The organism is Erythrobacter alti, assembly GCF_037996805.1.
GTDB lineage: Bacteria > Pseudomonadota > Alphaproteobacteria > Sphingomonadales > Sphingomonadaceae > Alteraurantiacibacter > Alteraurantiacibacter alti.
Genome location: NZ_JBBNAX010000009.1, coordinates 129900 through 145297 on the forward strand (window position 1 = coordinate 129900; position 15398 = coordinate 145297).

15 protein-coding genes are annotated in these 15398 nt (G+C 60.1%); 11 read left to right on the forward strand and 4 right to left on the reverse strand.

Annotated features, from left to right (window positions below):
• The first annotated feature begins 2 nt into the window (after window positions 1–2).
• Window positions 3–656 carry a carboxymuconolactone decarboxylase family protein gene (locus tag AAC850_RS12425; protein ID WP_340589105.1) on the forward strand — a complete coding sequence of 218 codons (654 nt, stop codon included), beginning with the start codon at window positions 3–5 and terminating at the stop codon, window positions 654–656.
• Between the two features lie 9 nt (window positions 657–665).
• On the opposite strand, the gene AAC850_RS12430 is transcribed toward AAC850_RS12425, so the two are convergent.
• Window positions 666–1784 (reverse strand): NADH:flavin oxidoreductase, encoded by a 1119-nt coding sequence (locus AAC850_RS12430; protein ID WP_340589106.1) that lies wholly within the window; start codon window positions 1782–1784, stop codon window positions 666–668.
• A gap of 175 nt (window positions 1785–1959) precedes the next feature.
• Here AAC850_RS12430 and AAC850_RS12435 point away from each other — a divergent pair, with 175 nt between their 5' ends.
• On the forward strand, window positions 1960–2895 hold the full coding sequence (locus AAC850_RS12435; RefSeq protein ID WP_340589107.1) for an alpha/beta hydrolase: 936 nt from the start codon (window positions 1960–1962) through the stop codon (window positions 2893–2895).
• On the opposite strand, the gene AAC850_RS12440 is transcribed toward AAC850_RS12435, so the two are convergent.
• On the reverse strand, window positions 2892–3686 hold the full coding sequence (locus AAC850_RS12440) for an enoyl-CoA hydratase/isomerase family protein (protein WP_340589108.1): 795 nt from the start codon (window positions 3684–3686) through the stop codon (window positions 2892–2894). The two genes, AAC850_RS12435 and AAC850_RS12440, sit on opposite strands and share 4 nt — an antisense overlap.
• Before the next feature lie 112 nt (window positions 3687–3798).
• Here AAC850_RS12440 and AAC850_RS12445 point away from each other — a divergent pair, with 112 nt between their 5' ends.
• The 4 genes from AAC850_RS12445 to AAC850_RS12460 all read left to right on the forward strand — a co-directional run bounded on the left by AAC850_RS12445 (window position 3799) and on the right by AAC850_RS12460 (window position 8061).
• Window positions 3799–5502 carry an FAD-dependent oxidoreductase gene (locus tag AAC850_RS12445; protein ID WP_340589109.1) on the forward strand — a complete coding sequence of 568 codons (1704 nt, stop codon included), beginning with the start codon at window positions 3799–3801 and terminating at the stop codon, window positions 5500–5502.
• Window positions 5495–5953 carry a nuclear transport factor 2 family protein gene (locus tag AAC850_RS12450; RefSeq protein ID WP_340589110.1) on the forward strand — a complete coding sequence of 153 codons (459 nt, stop codon included), beginning with the start codon at window positions 5495–5497 and terminating at the stop codon, window positions 5951–5953. The genes AAC850_RS12445 and AAC850_RS12450 overlap by 8 nt, the downstream gene beginning before the upstream one ends.
• 126 nt (window positions 5954–6079) lie before the next feature.
• Window positions 6080–7075 (forward strand): thiamine pyrophosphate-dependent dehydrogenase E1 component subunit alpha, encoded by a 996-nt coding sequence (locus tag AAC850_RS12455; protein WP_340589111.1) that lies wholly within the window; start codon window positions 6080–6082, stop codon window positions 7073–7075.
• A complete protein-coding gene (locus AAC850_RS12460) occupies window positions 7072–8061 on the forward strand; it encodes an alpha-ketoacid dehydrogenase subunit beta (RefSeq protein WP_340589113.1) in 990 nt (329 codons plus the stop codon). Before AAC850_RS12455 ends, AAC850_RS12460 begins: the two co-directional genes overlap by 4 nt.
• A gap of 41 nt (window positions 8062–8102) precedes the next feature.
• Here the strand turns inward: AAC850_RS12460 and AAC850_RS12465 are convergent, their stop codons facing one another.
• The gene (locus AAC850_RS12465; protein WP_340589115.1) at window positions 8103–9113 is read right to left on the reverse strand and encodes an acyl-CoA dehydrogenase family protein; all 1011 of its coding nucleotides are present in this window, start codon (window positions 9111–9113) and stop codon (window positions 8103–8105) included.
• Window positions 9110–10285, reverse strand: coding sequence for an acyl-CoA dehydrogenase family protein (locus AAC850_RS12470; protein ID WP_340589116.1), 1176 nt, complete (start codon window positions 10283–10285; stop codon window positions 9110–9112). Before AAC850_RS12470 ends, AAC850_RS12465 begins: the two co-directional genes overlap by 4 nt.
• Window positions 10286–10371: 86 nt before the next feature.
• On the opposite strand from AAC850_RS12470, the gene AAC850_RS12475 reads away from it, so the two are divergent.
• Genes AAC850_RS12475 through AAC850_RS12495 form a run of 5 tightly spaced genes read left to right on the forward strand, consistent with a single transcriptional unit; the run spans window position 10372 to window position 15381 of the window.
• Entirely contained in the window at window positions 10372–11226 is an 855-nt protein-coding gene (locus AAC850_RS12475) for an enoyl-CoA hydratase/isomerase family protein (RefSeq protein WP_340589118.1), read from the forward strand.
• A gap of 3 nt (window positions 11227–11229) precedes the next feature.
• Window positions 11230–12393, forward strand: coding sequence for an acetyl-CoA C-acetyltransferase (locus tag AAC850_RS12480; RefSeq protein WP_340589119.1), 1164 nt, complete (start codon window positions 11230–11232; stop codon window positions 12391–12393).
• Between the two features lies 1 nt (window position 12394).
• On the forward strand, window positions 12395–13372 hold the full coding sequence (locus AAC850_RS12485) for an NAD(P)H-dependent flavin oxidoreductase (RefSeq protein ID WP_340589121.1): 978 nt from the start codon (window positions 12395–12397) through the stop codon (window positions 13370–13372).
• A gap of 17 nt (window positions 13373–13389) precedes the next feature.
• The gene (locus AAC850_RS12490; protein WP_340589123.1) at window positions 13390–14889 is read left to right on the forward strand and encodes a CoA-acylating methylmalonate-semialdehyde dehydrogenase; all 1500 of its coding nucleotides are present in this window, start codon (window positions 13390–13392) and stop codon (window positions 14887–14889) included.
• Window positions 14890–14928: 39 nt separating this feature from the next.
• Window positions 14929–15381 carry a MaoC family dehydratase gene (locus tag AAC850_RS12495; RefSeq protein WP_340589125.1) on the forward strand — a complete coding sequence of 151 codons (453 nt, stop codon included), beginning with the start codon at window positions 14929–14931 and terminating at the stop codon, window positions 15379–15381.
• Window positions 15382–15398: the final 17 nt, after the last annotated feature.

The window sequence follows — 15398 nt, forward strand, 5'->3', positions numbered from 1 at the left end:
CTATGACCGGAATCAAACAGCGCATCGGCCATGTGCCGAAAGATCAGTGGACCGACGACCACCGTGAAGTTTTCGCGTTCTGGGGTGAACCCAATGCATGGGAAGAAGGCTCCAAGACCAATGTCATGAACGTGATGGGAAACCATCCGGACCTCGGCAAGGTCTATAACATCTGGGGCAAGCACTTCCTGATGAATAACACGCTGTCGACGCGAATTCTCGAGATCATCGTCCTTCGCGTGTCCGTGAAAGCCAATTCGGCTTACGAGTGGCACAATCATGTCGGCTACGCGATGAATGCCGGCCTTACGCTGGAAGAGATTGCGGCAATCCGCGATTTTCCCGAGGGCGGCGATTGGAGCAAGATCGAAGATGCCGTGATCAAGGCGGTCGACGAGTTGATCGACGAGAATAACGTCTCGGACGCCACATGGGAAACCTTGTCGGCCGAATTCGACACGAAGCAGATGATGGATCTGGTATTCACAGTCGGCCACTACGTGATGACCAGCTGGGCGCTAGCGGCATTCGGTGTTGGCATTGAAGGAGGAGCGGACGCGATTGGTTTCGATCTCAAGACTTCATCCGGCAATACTCCTGGCAAAACCTACAAACCGGGTGAAAAGGAAGATTGGGTCGATACGCGCGGGTATTGAGCTTGCCGTTCAGACCAGTTGAGCAAGGGTTTTGGGGTCGAATGGGTGTATGTCGTCCCAACGACCTTCTTGTACCTTGGCTGCCCACTCGGGATCGGTGATCAGTACGCGGCCCACTGCAATCAGGTCGAATTCTTCGCGCTCCATTCGTTGGAGCAAAGCGTCGACTCCGGCGGTTTCCGACACGCCTTCTTCGCTGAACACGGTGAGAAAATCGTTGTTTAGGCCAACCGAGCCGACACTCATGGTAGCGGCACCTGTCAGCTTTTTTGCCCATCCTGCGAAGTTGAGGCCATTGACGCCGTCGATCTCGGGAAACTCCGGCTCCCAGAAGCGCCGCTGCGAGCAATGAATGATATCGACGCCAGCTTCAACGAGCGGAGCCAGCCATTCTGCCATCGCGTCAGGTGTTTCGGCCAGCCGCGCTGTAAATTCCTGCTGTTTCCACTGGCTGACGCGCAGGATCAGCGGGAAATCTTCGCCCACTTCGCTTCGAATGGCGGCGATCAATTCGGCGGCGAAACGGGATCGCTCCCTGAGCGTAGGTCCTCCCCATTTGTCGCTTCGCTGGTTGGTCCCGTCCCAGAAAAACTGATCGACCAGATAGCCATGGGCACCATGTACCTCGACACAGTCAAATCCGCGCTGCCTAGCGTCAAGCGCTGCTTGGGCGAACGCTGCGATAGTATCGGAGATGTCCTCTTCGCTCATCTGCCTGCCGCGCGGCTTTTCCGGAGCAAAGAGGCCTGACGGGCTTTCGAATGGGAAATCCGGCTCCCACTCCATAGAGCTGCTTTTGCAGGAGCCGACGTGCCAGATCTGCGGGCCAATCGCACCGCCCGCGCCATGAACGTCATCAGCGACCTGTTCCCAGCCATCAAGCGAAGCGCCATGGAAATACGGGATGCCCGGTTCGTTGCGCGAGGCAGGCCGGTCAACCACTGTTCCCTCGGTGAGGATCAGCCCGACACCGCCTTCGGCTCTGCGGCGGTAATAATCAGCCTGCGGTTGCCCAGCGATCCCATTCACCGCGAATCCGCGCGTCATTGGAGCCATGACGATGCGGTTCTTGAGCTCCAAAGATTTGAGCTTGAAGGGCTTAAACAAGGCATCGGGTGCAACTGTCATGCGGGGCTCCGTTCAAATTTTTCGAATGCTTGGGTCAGGCGCGCCGATGCCGCAAGGCAAGGCCGATTTAGACAGCCAGTATTCGCCATGGCGATTGCTGGTTCAATCGCCGACGATCGTTTGACCCGACCCCGTCACAGCCATAGTTTTCGCCGAAACGGGATGGAGCGATGCGATGGCGGATGACTTGGCTGTTCGGTCGGATGTGCAGGCCTTTCTGGACGAACTGAAAGCGCATCCCCGGCCACGCTTCTCCCGCTTCTTTCTCACCCTCATCCGGTTCATGCCAACCAGCTTGATGGTGCGATCGGACTTGCCGATTGGCGATCTTGCAGTGGATCGTAAGTTTTCCATGCGTGGAACAGGCGGAAAGATCGCGCTGCGCCTGTTCGATCCACGAGAACACCGCGATACGGGGCCGGTTGTCGTGTTCTATCACGGCGGAGGTTTCTGTGTCGGTTCGATAGGCACACACGCACCGCTATGCGCAAAAATAGCGCGTGCACTCGATCTTCCGGTGGTTTCGGTCGAATATCGGCTGGCTCCGCGCTTTCCCTGGCCGGCTGCACCCGACGATGCCGAAGCCGCGGCGCGCTGGATTGCCAAAAGCGGCGAAAAGCTTGGACTCGATATTGACGGGTTGATTCTTTGTGGCGACAGCGCAGGGGGCAATCTCGCGCTGGTGACGGCCATCGCTCTTCGCGATGATCCCGCAGCAAAGCCCGTAGTGCAGCAGATTGCAATCTACCCGGGCACCGACACTCTTGGCGACTATCCCAGTGTCCATGCTTTCAGTGACGGTTACGGCCTCGACAGCGACGATATGGAGCTGTTCGAAGAATATTATGCTGGCGATGCCGACAGCTGGCGTCATAGCCCCCTCAAGTCAGACCTTGCCGGATTGGCGCCGTCGGTGATTGCCACTGCCAGTCACGATCCACTGCGGGATCAGGGACGCGCGTTCGCCAAGAAGCTGAAGGCGGCGGGTTGCGAGGTTGCCTATCACGAGGCGAAAGGGACGATCCACGGCTACGCCACCTTCCGCAAGGCTATCCCGTCTGCGGCGGATGATCTCGCCGCCGTGCTCGCTCTGGCAAAAGCGCAGCTTTAGTCGCGGCGGAAGTTCGTCTCGCGCTTTTCGACCAGCGCGGCAATCGCTTCGCGGTGGTCTGCGTCGCGCACTGATTCCGCTTCCCACGCGATGCCCGGCTCGAACAGCAACGGTATTAGCCGCTTCAATTCGAGATTGGTCAGCGCCTTGGTCTTGCGCAGCGCAAATTGCGGCTTGGAGAGCAGATTGTTGCATAATTGCGTGATGGCGCCCTCAAGCTCGTCAGCAGGACAGGCGCGATTGATCAGGCCGATGGTCACCGCCTCTTCGGCCCCGATCAACTCTCCTGTCAGGAGGTATTCCTTCGCGCGAGTCAGGCCGATGCGCTGCGGCCAGGCCAGCACGCCCCCGTCACCCGCAACCAGACCGATATTGACATGCGGATCGCCGATCTTCGCGTGGCTACTGGCATAAATGATATCGCACAGCAGCGCGATCGTCGCGCCAAGGCCCACGGCATGTCCGTTAAGCCCGCAGACAACTGGCTTTTCGATGTCGACCAGTGTCTCCACGATCTGCCGCGCCATTGTGATTTCGTGATCGAAGTCCGCAGGATTGGCGGCATTGTTCTGGATATGCGTGAAATCTCCACCGGCGGAGAAAGCCTTTCCGTTGCCGGTCAGGACAATGACATCCGAGGCTTGATCCTCACGGGCGAAATCGAGTGCTGCTGGCAGTTCATCATGCATAGTCTTGTCGAAGGCATTCATCGCTTCAGGACGGTTGAAGGCGATGGTCAGCAAGCGCCCGTCGCGGCGCAATTCGATCGTTTCGAGTTCGGGCAAGCTCATGCAGACTTCCTATCACGCCAGAGCGATATGCAAAGCTCGCCGGGGCGATAAACCTTGTTACCTCTGCACCTGATCGGCTTTAGTTCGCCCAAAGCTTGTCTGGGAGCAGAGCGTGGCGAAATTCGACGAGACTTACGACTGGGTGGTAGTGGGTAGCGGCGCGGGTGCCTGCATATCCGCGCTGGTCATGCAGCAGGCGGGCAAGTCGGTCGTCATTCTCGAGAAAAGCCCCTTCTTCGGTGGAACCACAGCAAAGTCCGGCGGCGTGATGTGGATTCCGAACAACCGCTTCATGCACGAAGACGGGGAGCCCGACAGTATCGAAGCAGCGATGACCTATCTCGACGCCTTGCAAGAACTCGATGGCGGCGACGCTCCCGGAACTTCACAGGAAAAGCGCCGTGCCTATTTTGCGAATGCGCCCAAGGCGATCGATTTCCTGTGCGAACAAGGCGTTGCTCTGCGTCGTGGTCCTGCTTTCTGGCCTGATTACTACGATGAGCTACCTGGCGCTTGCAAAACCAGCCGGACCGTCGTCGCGCTGCCCTTCAATCTGAAGGAACTGGGCGAGTACTCCGACAAGATCAGGCCAGGCTTTGCTCCGTTCAATGCGTTGCTGGAAGAGGGGATGCAGGCTGGCCACGCCCGCACTAATCCACGTGCTAAGAAAATCATGGGCCGCATCGCCTTGCGCACGATCCGCGATAAGCTGCTGGGCCGCAAATACACTACTGCCGGGGCGGCCTTGCAAGGGAGGTTGCTCAAGGCAGCTTTGGATGCGGGCATCGAGATAAGGTTGCAGGCTCCGGTGGAAGAGCTGCTTATCGAGGGTGGCAATGCCGCGGGCGTGGTCACCTCGACCGAAGGGCAGCGAAAGCGGATCGGCGCCAGGCTTGGCGTGCTCGTCAACGCGGGTGGGTTTGCGCACAATCAGGCGATGCGGGACAAATACGCACCCGGAACCCGCGTAGAATGGACGCAAGCGGCAGATTGCGACACTGGCGAGATGATCGAGGAGTTGGACCGGGTCGGCGGCAAGCTGGCACAGATGGACCAGATGGTCGGGTACCAGTCGACCCTCTCACCCGGCTGGGAGCAGGCCTATGTCGCGCCCGGTGCTCAAGGCATGACAGGCAAGCCGCACGCCATCCTGGTCGACCAGTCAGGCGAGCGTTTCATGAACGAGGGCGGGTCTTACGAGCTTTACTGCGAAACCATGCGCAAGCGGAACCAGAGCGTACCCGCGATCCCGAGTTGGGCGATTTTCGACCGCCAGTATGTCGAGAAATACAAGGTTGCCGACAAATATATCGACAAGACCATTCCAGACGGTTGGATCGAAGCTGGGTACCTGCACAAGGCCGATACGCTCGAAGAGCTTGCAGACAGTATCAAGATTGATCCTGCGAAGCTTTCGGCAATGGTGAGCCGGTGGAACGGCTTTGTTCAGGCCGGCGAGGACAAGGACTTTCACCGGGGCGAGCGCGAATATGACAATTGCGGCTTTGTCGGAGATCCGTTTTCCGATGCGCGCTCGCGCGGGACCATTGAACGAGGGCCGTTCTATGCCGTACCGGTCATTCCCGGAGATGTCAGCACCTATGGCGGCGTGGTGACGGACAGCAACGGTCAGGTCGTGGGCGAGAACGGCACGCCGATTGGCCGGCTCTATGCTACAGGTACAAGCAGCGCCTCGGTCATGGGAAATGTCTACGCCGGTGCTGGCTCCAGCATCGGTCCGTCGCTCACCTTCGGTTATATCGCAGCGCGCCATGCAGCCGGGCTGAACAGCGACCATGGCGGCCAGAATGACTGAGCCGGCACCCGCATTCGCCGACTACGTAGCCATATGCGAAACAAAGGCGCGCTATTGCCGCTGTCTCGATACCAAGGATTGGGCGGGTTACGCCGATGTCTTCACCGATGGCGTCGTGCTCGATACCCGCGCCTCGGGTGGTGAGATGGTCGAAGGGCGAGAACAAGTGGTGGCAATGGTGAAGTCCGCGATCGGCAAGGCCATTACCGTGCACCAGGTCCATTCGCCGGAGATTGCGTTGACCGACCCCGACACTGCCGAAGCGATCTGGGCGATGCAGGATCACGTGGTCTGGGACGAAGCGAAGGCACAGGCTGTCGGGCGCAAGAGCCTGACCGGTTTCGGCCATTACCGCGAGACCTACCGGCGATGCGGTGACGGGGCGTGGCGTATAGCTCGCACCGAACTGACCCGTTTGCACATGAGTTTCGAGTCGTTGACGCGCGGGTAATCCGACGCTTGCGACCTCACCAGCCAACGCCGCAGCGATACCTGTCGTTTCGCGGGCTGCGCGATTGACCTAGCCGTGCGGGCAAGGGATGCTTTGAGGCAATTTCAACAACCGCCGAGGGGCTCGATGACCGATCTCAGCAACGCACCAAAACCCGATGGCAGTGCGCTGGTAGATATCTACCGCCGCATGCTGCGCATTGAACGCAACGAAGATTTGATCCTTTCCACGATGCGCAAGGGGCGGCTGACGATGCCGTATTACTCCGCGCGCGGTCAGGAAGTGATCCCGGCAACTGTGTCGCACTTCCTTAGCGACGAGGACCAAATCTGCACGATCTATCGCGGCATCCAGGACATGGTGGCAAAGGAAATGCCGCTGCGTCCGCTGTGGGCTGAAATTGCCGGTCGTGTTGACGGAACCTGCAAGGGCAAGGGCGGGGCGATGCACCTCACCCATCCGGAAACGGGCGTCATGGTGACGACCGGCATCGTCGGGTCTTCCATGCCGATTGCGAACGGGCTGGCATGGGCCGCGCAGCTTGATGGCAGCGACCGCGTCGTAATCGCCTATTTCGGTGACGGCGCCGCCAATATCGGCGCGTTCCATGAATCGCTCAACATGGCTGCACTCTGGAAATTGCCGGTCATTTTCGTCTGCGCCAATAACCGCTTCGGCGAGCATACGCGCTACGAAGATGCGACTGCGGTCGATCAGATTTCCAAGCGCGCCGCCGGATATGGGATGCCTGGCTATACCGTGGACGGTAACGACCCTGACGACATGTTTGCACATGCCAAGGTCGCCATTGACCGCGCCCGTGCGGGTGAGGGGCCGACATTGCTGGAATGCATGACTTTCCGCTTCCGCGGCCACGTTATCGGTGATGACGACAAATACATGACCAAGGAAGAGAAAGAGGCGGCGATGGCTGCCGACCCGCTACCGGCATTGCGCCAGCGACTGATCGATGAAGGCCACGCTTCCGAAGATGAGCTTTCGAGCTTGCAGGCCGACATCGAGAAGGAAGTGGAGGACGCCCGCGACTTCGGCCTCGAGAGCGAATTGCCCTCACTGGAAGAACTGCGACGGGATGTATTTGCCGAGGAGATACCGGCATGAGCGAGCCAGTAAAAATGCACGCCACACAGGCGATCAACGCAGCCTTGCACCAGGCTATGGAAGCCGATCCAAAGGTGCTGGTTCTGGGCGAAGACGTCGCCGACAAGGAAGGCGGCGGGATCGTGGGTATTACCGCGGGCTTGTCGTCCAAGTTCGGGACCGACCGCGTCAAGTCGACGCCGATCACCGAACAGGCGATCATCGGGGCGGCCATCGGCGCCGCCATGGCGGGATACAAGCCGGTCGCAGAAATCATGATGATGAATTTCACGACTGTCGCGATGGACATGATTGTGAACCATGCGGCAAAATTGCGGTTCATGTCGGGTGGCCAGACCAGCGTACCGATGGTTATCCGCACAATGACCGGCGCAGGCTGGCAGACAGCTGGCCAGCACTCCGATTTTCTCGAGGGCTGGTTCGCCCATGTTGCAGGCATCAAGGTGGTTTGCCCGGCGTTTCCGGGGGATTACAAGGGCTTGATGCTGGCGGCGATCAACGATCCTGATCCGGTAATCATTGTGGAAGCCGGTGGAACGTTCTTCGTCCCGCATGACATGCCCGAAGATGATGGTCCGATCCCGCTCGGCAAGGCAAAAGTCGTGCAGGAAGGAAGCGACCTGACGATCGTGACTTGGTCTGCGCAGACCGTGCGCGCATTGCAGGCCGCACCAGCGATTGCCGAGGCGGGGATCTCCGCCGAGATAATCGACCTGCGAACGATTTCGCCGTGGGACAAGGAAACGGTGCTGAAGTCTGTCGAGAAGACCGGCAGATTGCTGGTTGCACACGAAGCCAACCGCAATTTCGGTCCCGGTGCTGAAATCGCTGCAACCGTGAACGAGGAATTGTTTGGTAACCTCAAGGCACCTGTGCGCCGCTTGGGCGGCCCCGAATGCGCCGTGCCGTTCGCCAAGAACCTTGAGACAGCCTTCATCGTCCAGCCCGATGACATGGTGGCTGCAGCCAAGGACATGATGGCCTGAAATTGAAGTGAGCCGCTGCCAGTCTGGCGGCGGCTCATTTTTCAGGTCTGAGCCAGCAGCGCGCGACCTGTCGCGCCTTCCCAATACATCGTATCGCCCGCCAGCGTGCAATTGAGCAATGCGCGTTTGAGGAACAGGTGGCACGGATGCTCCTCGGTCAGCCCAATGCCGCCGTGAAGTTGGATCGCTTCCTCCGCCACGTCACGGAAAGCGGCGTTGCAATGCGCCTTGAGCGCGCCGAGTTCTGGCATTGTCGCATCGGCATCGACGCGGCTCCACAAAAGCGCCTCGGCAGATTCGAGCTTCACTTTCAAGTCCGCGACGCGGTGCTTGAGCGCCTGGAACAGTGCCAGCGGACGGCCGAATTGTTTGCGCGTCTGGAGATAATCCACCGTCATATCGAACAGCGCATTGGCAGCGCCGAGACTGTCTGCGGCTATGGCGAGTTGCACGGTGGGCGACATGGCATCGTGGAGTTGCACGGCATCTTCGCCCAGAGCGACGACGAGTTCCGGTGTCGTTTTGTATCCGTCCAGAACAAGATCGAAAATACGGCGGCTCGGATCCCAAAGATCGCGCTCGACGACAGTGACGCCCTCTGCATCGGTGGGCACGAGGTCATATCGGCCGCGCGTAGCAACCAGCACGTGACTCGCCATGTCGGCTTCGAATACGCCAGCAACCCGGCCGTTCAGCGACGCGTTCTCGTCCGTTGCGGCAGTGCCCGGCAGCATGTTGAACGAGATATATTCACCGCCGCATATGCGTTCGATCCAGTCGTTTCGGTCGGATAATTCAGGTGATGCTGCAATGCCTTGCAACGCAGCCAATGCGGGAGCCAACGGAACGGCCGGAAGAACCTTGCCGAGCTCGAAATGGACGGCTGCTGCGGCTGCGCGGCCAAGCTCCAGGCCGCCATGATCCTCTGCCAGCTCGATCATCAACCAGCCCATCTCCGTAACCAGCTGCCAGCATGCGTCACGCGGCGGGGTGAGCTTGTCGACCGGAAAAGCCTTGCGCGCTGCGTCTCGGAGTTCCTCCAGCTCGATCATAGCTGCCAACCCTTCGGTTCGCGGGGCATGGAGAGCAGTCGTTCGGCGATGATGTTGCGTTGCACTTCCTCGCTGCCGCCCGCAATTGTCCAGGCGTAGGAATTCATGAAATCGGCCATCCAGTTGCCGGTGTTGAGATCGCCGAACGTAATCGCCTCGCGATATTGCGCATCTACACCGCCTGCACGCAGGCCCAGATCGGCCCAGGCTCGCAGCGCGCGTGAATATGCGTTCTTGACCACCGATGCGTCACCGATGGCTTCCTGCCCCGCCATGCGCCGTTCGAGGAAGCGGTCCGCCAGCGCGCAGACCGCATCGACCTGCGTGGCCACGCGCCCAAGATCGCGCTGGATGCCCGCATCCTCTGCCAAACCTGCTGCGCGGATCGTATCGGCAAGGCGGAACATATTGCCGCGCATCCGGTAGGCGAGTTCCATCAGGGTCAGGCCACGTTCCGATGCCAGCGTTGCCTGCGCAACCGCCCAGCCTTCGCCTTCCTCTCCGACGCGTTCGCTTATCGGAATTTCGACATTGTCGAGAAAGATTTCGGCAAATTCTTCATCCCCCTGGATTTGGTCGATCGGACGCACCGTTACACCAGGCGCTTTCATGTCCATCAGCAGATAGGTCATCCCGGCCTGCTTGGGGCCGTCGGATGACGTGCGCACCAGCAACAGGCATCGGTCGGCATATTGCGCCATTGTCGACCAGACCTTCTGGCCGTCGACGACATATACATCGCCGTTGCGCACAGCGCGGGTTGATACGGCGGCAAGGTCCGATCCGGCATTGGGTTCGGAGAAGCCCTGGCACCATGTTTCGCCTTCGAGAATGGCCGGAAGATAGCGCTCCTGCTGCTCGGCACTGCCGCACTCATGCAGGGTGGCAAAGGCATGGTATGTCGATACGAAGGACAGGAGCAGGCGGGGTGCATCGGCGCGCGCCAGTTCCTCGTAGATTACCTTTTGCTCTGCAAGGCTGCGACCGCCGCCGGGCCATTCTGCAGGCCAATGGGGTATCGCATACCCAGCTTCGACGAGCTTCGAGAACCAGGCTCTTTGCTGGGCCACGAATGCCTCATGCGTGTCGGCACTGCTCCGCCAATCGCGCGGCGCATTTGATGCTAACCATTCGCGGATTTCGCTTCGTAACGTCTGGAGCCCGTCAGTCATGAGGTCGCTAGGCCCGATTATGGCCGCCACCCGCAAGCGGAAATTGCGAATATCGATCTGGCGATATCGGAATTGCAGGGGAAATAATGCGCCGCTACGGCTTCTGGCGAGTTAAGAGCGAAGTATGCAGCAACGAGGGAAACGGCAAGGTGAGTGAAGACAGGATCATATTGTCCATCACCGATGGCGTTGCGACGATCACGCTGAACCGTCCCGATGTCGGCAACGCACTTGATATCCCGACGGTGAAGGAACTGGCAAAGGCGGTCGATCACTTTGCCGCCGATGATGCGGTGCGCTGCGTCGTGCTGACAGGGGCGGGGCGTCTGTTCTGCGCTGGCGGTGATATCGCATCGATGGCAGGCGCCGGAGACGGCCTTCCCGATATGCTCGGAGATCTGATCGCCGCGCTGCACCGGGTTCTTGTCGCACTGATCGAAATGCCCAAACCGCTGCTCACGCTGGTCAACGGTCCTGCTGCCGGTGCCGGTTTCAGCATGGCTATTTCAGGCGATGTCGTGATCGCCGGCAAATCGGCGAGCTTTCTTGCTGCCTACGGCGGTATCGGATTGACCGCGGATGGCGGGATGAGCTGGCTACTGCCGCGCCTTATCGGATTGCGGCAGGCGCAGCGGTTGATCCTGCTCAATGAAAAGGTCGGAGCGGACGAGGCAGGCGCTATCGGCTTGGTCACGCAGGTGGTGGAAGATGACGACCTGTTGTCGGTTGGACAAACGATGGCGTATCGGCTCAAGACCTCCGCCATGTCCTCCATCGGCGGATCGCGCGCCTTGCTGCGTGAAAGCCTGCAATCCGACTATGCCACGCAGCTGGAACGCGAACGGCAATCGATGATGGAAGCTGCACGCGGTTCCGAAAACTCCGAAGGCGTCGCTGCCTTCCTTCAAAAACGCAAACCCGATTTCGAGAAAGCGAATTAGAACATGGCCGAAGCCTATATTGTCGAAGCTGCCCGCACCGCAGGCGGCCGTGCCCGAAAGGGCGGATTGGTGGATGTCCATCCTGCCGACCTCGGCGCGAGCGTGCTTGACGCACTGGTAAACCGGTCGGGTGTCGATCCCGCGGCTGTCGAGGATGTAATCCTCGGCTGCGTTACACAGGCCGGAGAGCAGGCTTTCGCCTTCGGGCGCAATTGCGTACTTGCCTCGGGCCTTCCCGAATCCACTCCGGCAGTGACGATCGACCGGCAATGTGGCTCCTCCCAGCAAGCACTGCAATTCGCAGCGCAGGCAGTGATGTCGGGGACGCAGGACGTGGTCATTGCGGCGGGCGCGGAAAGCATGACCCGCGTCCCAATGAATTCCAACTGGCAGGTTCACTTGGCGAACGGCATCGGAACCGGTCCGTGGTCGGAGGCAATTCAGGAGCGTTTTGGCGTCACGGAGTTCAGCCAGTTCCACGGGGCGCAGGCCATCGCCGACAAATACGGCTTCTCGCGAGAGGCGATGGATGCCTTCGCACTGGAAAGCCATGCCAAGGCGGCGGCGGCAATCGACAGCGGCGCATTCAAAGCCGAGATCGTCCCGGTCGAAACGGCCAATGGTGTTGTCGACACCGATGAGGGTGTGCGGCGCGGCGGTACGATGGAGAAGATGGCGGAAATCCAGCCGATCACCGAAGGTGGTACGATTACCGCGGCAAACGCCAGCCAGATGACTGATGGTGCATCGGGTGTGCTGGTAGTGAGCGAAAAGGCGCTAAAGGATCACAACCTCACGCCCATCGCGCGGCTGCACCATTTCTCGGTCAGCGCGGGCGATCCGGTCATCATGCTTGAGGAGCCGATCCCGGCAACGCGCAAGGCGCTCGCCAAGGCCGGCATGACGCTGGATGACATCGACCTGTTCGAAGTGAACGAGGCGTTTGCCTCGATCCCGATGGCGTGGTTGCAGGCGCTCGATGCCGACCCCGCCAAGCTCAACGTCAACGGCGGAGCAATCGCGCTCGGCCATCCTCTCGGGGCGAGCGGCACCAAGCTCATGGCAACACTCGTGCATGCATTGAAGGCGCGCGGTGGACGCTATGGCCTTCAGACCATGTGCGAGGGTGGCGGCATCGCCAATGTGACGATCGTGGAGGCCCTGTAACATGGCGCTGAAGACCCGGATCACCGAACTCCTCGGGATCGAACATCCGGTCGTGCAGGGCGGCATGATGTGGGTGGGCCGCGCCGAAATGGCGGCAGCAGTGTCAAATGCTGGCGGGCTAGGAATCCTGACCGCGTTGACCCAGCCCACACCGGACGAGTTACGCCGCGAGATCGACCGATGCCGCTCGATGACGGACAAGCCTTTTGGCGTAAACCTGACGATCCTCCCCAGCGTCAGCCCGCCGCCCTATGCCGAATACCGCCAGGCAATCATCGATAGCGGTATCAAGATCGTCGAGACCGCCGGCTACAAGCCGCAGGAACATGTCGACCACTTCAAGGAGCACGATATCATCGTGTTGCACAAGTGTACGGCGGTGCGCCATGCTTTGTCGGCCGAGCGGATGGGTGTGGACGTCATCTCCATCGACGGGTTCGAATGTGCAGGCCATCCGGGGGAAGACGATATTCCCGGCCTGATCCTCATCCCCGCTGCCGCCGACAAGGTGAAAATCCCCATGCTTGCTTCGGGCGGTATCGGCGACGGACGTGGCCTCGCTGCTGCGCTGGCGCTGGGCGCGGACGGCATCAACATGGGCACCCGTTTCTGCGCTACGAAAGAGGCGCCGATACACGAGGATGTGAAGCGCTTTCTTGTCGAGAATGACGAGCGCGCCACCAACCTGATTTTCCGCCAGTTCCGCAACACCGGCCGCGTGGCGCGAAACAGCGTTTCGGAAGAAGTGGTGCAGATCGGAAATCGTCCGGGCGCAGAGTTTGCCGAAGTGCAACCGCTCGTCTCGGGAACCAAGGGTCGCACCGCTTTGGAAACAGGCGATCTTGACGCTGGCCTGATCTGGGCTGGGCAGATCCAGGGGCTCATCCACGACATTCCCAGTTGTGCCGATCTGGTTGCACGGATAGTGGCTGACGCCGAAGAAATTATTGCTGATAGGCTTGCGCAAATGCGCGCCTGACAAACGAGGAAAACACCATGCGACAGATCGACCATTTCATTTCGGGCGGAGCGGGTTCGCTTGGCACGGGGCGCACGCACAAGATCTGGAACCCCTCGACCGGCGAAGTGCAGGCCGAAGTCGCCTTGGGTGATGCCGCACTGCTCGACAAGGCGGTGGCGACTGCAAAGAAGGTGCAGCCCGAATGGGCCGCGACCAATCCGCAGCGCCGCGCGCGGGTGATGTTCCGGTTCAAGCAATTGCTCGAAGACAATATGCAGGAACTCGCCGAACTGCTCGCCAGCGAACACGGCAAGGTTGTCGACGATGCCAAGGGCGATGTGCAGCGCGGGCTCGAAGTGATCGAGTTTGCTTGCGGTATCCCGCAGGCGCTTAAAGGCGAATACACCAATGGTGCAGGACCGGGCATCGATGTCTATTCGATGCGCCAGCCGCTCGGCATCGGTGCGGGCATCACGCCGTTCAACTTCCCCGCGATGATCCCGATGTGGATGTTCGGCATGGCGATTGCGGCGGGCAACGCTTTCATCCTCAAGCCCTCCGAACGCGACCCGAGCGTGCCGGTGCGTCTGGCCGAACTGTTCCTCGAAGCCGGCGCTCCCGAGGGACTGCTGCAGGTTGTGCATGGCGACAAGGAAATGGTCGATGCCATTCTCGATCACGACGATATTGCCGCGATCAGCTTCGTCGGAAGCTCCGATATTGCGCAATATATCTATTCGCGCGGAACCGCGAATAACAAGCGGGTGCAGGCATTTGGCGGCGCGAAGAACCACGGCGTTGTCATGCCCGACGCCGATCTCGATCAGGTGGTGAATGACCTTGCCGGGGCGGCCTTCGGCTCGGCTGGTGAGCGCTGCATGGCGCTGCCCGTTGTAGTGCCGGTTGGAGAAGACACGGCCAACAGGTTGCGCGAAAAGCTGATCCCCGCGATCAATGCATTGCGCATTGGCGTCTCCAACGATCCCGAGGCGCATTATGGCCCGGTGGTCACGCCCGAGCACAAGGCGCGGGTGGAAGAGTGGATTACCACGGCCGAGAATGAAGGCGGCGAGATCGTGATCGACGGCCGCGGCTTCTCGCTGCAGGGTCATGAGAAAGGCTTCTTCATCGGCCCGACGCTGATCGACCATGTCACCCCCGACATGGAAAGCTACAAGGAAGAGATCTTCGGCCCCGTGCTACAGATCGTGCGCGCCAAGGATTTCGAGGAGGCGCTGCGCCTGCCCTCCGATCACCAGTACGGCAACGGCGTCGCCATCTTCACCCGCAACGGCCACGCCGCGCGTGAATTTGCGCACCGCGTGAACGTGGGCATGGTCGGCATCAACGTGCCGATCCCCGTGCCGGTCAGCTACCACAGCTTCGGCGGGTGGAAGCGTTCGGGCTTTGGCGATGCCGACCAGTACGGCATGGAAGGCCTGCGTTTCTGGACCAAGGCCAAGAAGATCACCCAGCGCTGGCCCGATGGCGGCGGAGACGGCTCCAACGCCTTCCTCATCCCCACCATGGGGTGAGGCAAAGCTCGACTGATTATTCCAGAATAGGCGCTTCAAATGGCAGGGAAATTCTTCGAAGAGTGGCAAGTCGGTGAAACGATCACGCACGACATACGTCGCACCGTGACTGAAACCGACAATCTCCTGTTCTCTACCATGACGCACAACCCGCAGCCGCTTCATCTTGATGCGGAAGCGGCGAAGGCGAGCGAGTTCGGCCAAATTCTCGTGAACGGCACTTTCACCTTCGCGCTGATGGTCGGGCTGTCGGTAACCGACACGACGCTGGGCACGCTGGTGGCCAATCTGGGATACGACAAGCTTGTCCATCCCAAGCCGACTTTCATCGGTGACACCTTGCGTGCCGAAACCGAAATCGTCGAGAAGCGCGAGAGCAAGTCGCGTCCTGGTTCGGGCATAGTGACGTTCAAGCACCGCTTGCTCAACCAGCGCGATGAGGTGGTGTGCGAATGCCTTCGCATGGCACTGATCCGCGGGAGCGCGAACTAGGCGCGCTTAAGCCATTT

What these genes read in the sequence shown, in the direction of transcription:
- AAC850_RS12425 (WP_340589105.1), top strand. Translation starts at nt 3, where the DNA reads ATGACCGGAATCAAACAGCGCATCGGCCATGTGCCGAAAGATCAGTGG.
- AAC850_RS12430 (WP_340589106.1), bottom strand. Translation starts at nt 1,784, where the DNA reads ATGACAGTTGCACCCGATGCCTTGTTTAAGCCCTTCAAGCTCAAATCT.
- AAC850_RS12435 (WP_340589107.1), top strand. Translation starts at nt 1,960, where the DNA reads ATGGCGGATGACTTGGCTGTTCGGTCGGATGTGCAGGCCTTTCTGGAC.
- AAC850_RS12440 (WP_340589108.1), bottom strand. Translation starts at nt 3,686, where the DNA reads ATGAGCTTGCCCGAACTCGAAACGATCGAATTGCGCCGCGACGGGCGC.
- AAC850_RS12450 (WP_340589110.1), top strand. Translation starts at nt 5,495, where the DNA reads ATGACTGAGCCGGCACCCGCATTCGCCGACTACGTAGCCATATGCGAA.
- AAC850_RS12455 (WP_340589111.1), top strand. Translation starts at nt 6,080, where the DNA reads ATGACCGATCTCAGCAACGCACCAAAACCCGATGGCAGTGCGCTGGTA.
- AAC850_RS12460 (WP_340589113.1), top strand. Translation starts at nt 7,072, where the DNA reads ATGAGCGAGCCAGTAAAAATGCACGCCACACAGGCGATCAACGCAGCC.
- AAC850_RS12465 (WP_340589115.1), bottom strand. Translation starts at nt 9,113, where the DNA reads ATGATCGAGCTGGAGGAACTCCGAGACGCAGCGCGCAAGGCTTTTCCG.
- AAC850_RS12470 (WP_340589116.1), bottom strand. Translation starts at nt 10,285, where the DNA reads ATGACTGACGGGCTCCAGACGTTACGAAGCGAAATCCGCGAATGGTTA.
- AAC850_RS12475 (WP_340589118.1), top strand. Translation starts at nt 10,372, where the DNA reads ATGCGCCGCTACGGCTTCTGGCGAGTTAAGAGCGAAGTATGCAGCAAC.
- AAC850_RS12480 (WP_340589119.1), top strand. Translation starts at nt 11,230, where the DNA reads ATGGCCGAAGCCTATATTGTCGAAGCTGCCCGCACCGCAGGCGGCCGT.
- AAC850_RS12485 (WP_340589121.1), top strand. Translation starts at nt 12,395, where the DNA reads ATGGCGCTGAAGACCCGGATCACCGAACTCCTCGGGATCGAACATCCG.
- AAC850_RS12490 (WP_340589123.1), top strand. Translation starts at nt 13,390, where the DNA reads ATGCGACAGATCGACCATTTCATTTCGGGCGGAGCGGGTTCGCTTGGC.
- AAC850_RS12495 (WP_340589125.1), top strand. Translation starts at nt 14,929, where the DNA reads ATGGCAGGGAAATTCTTCGAAGAGTGGCAAGTCGGTGAAACGATCACG.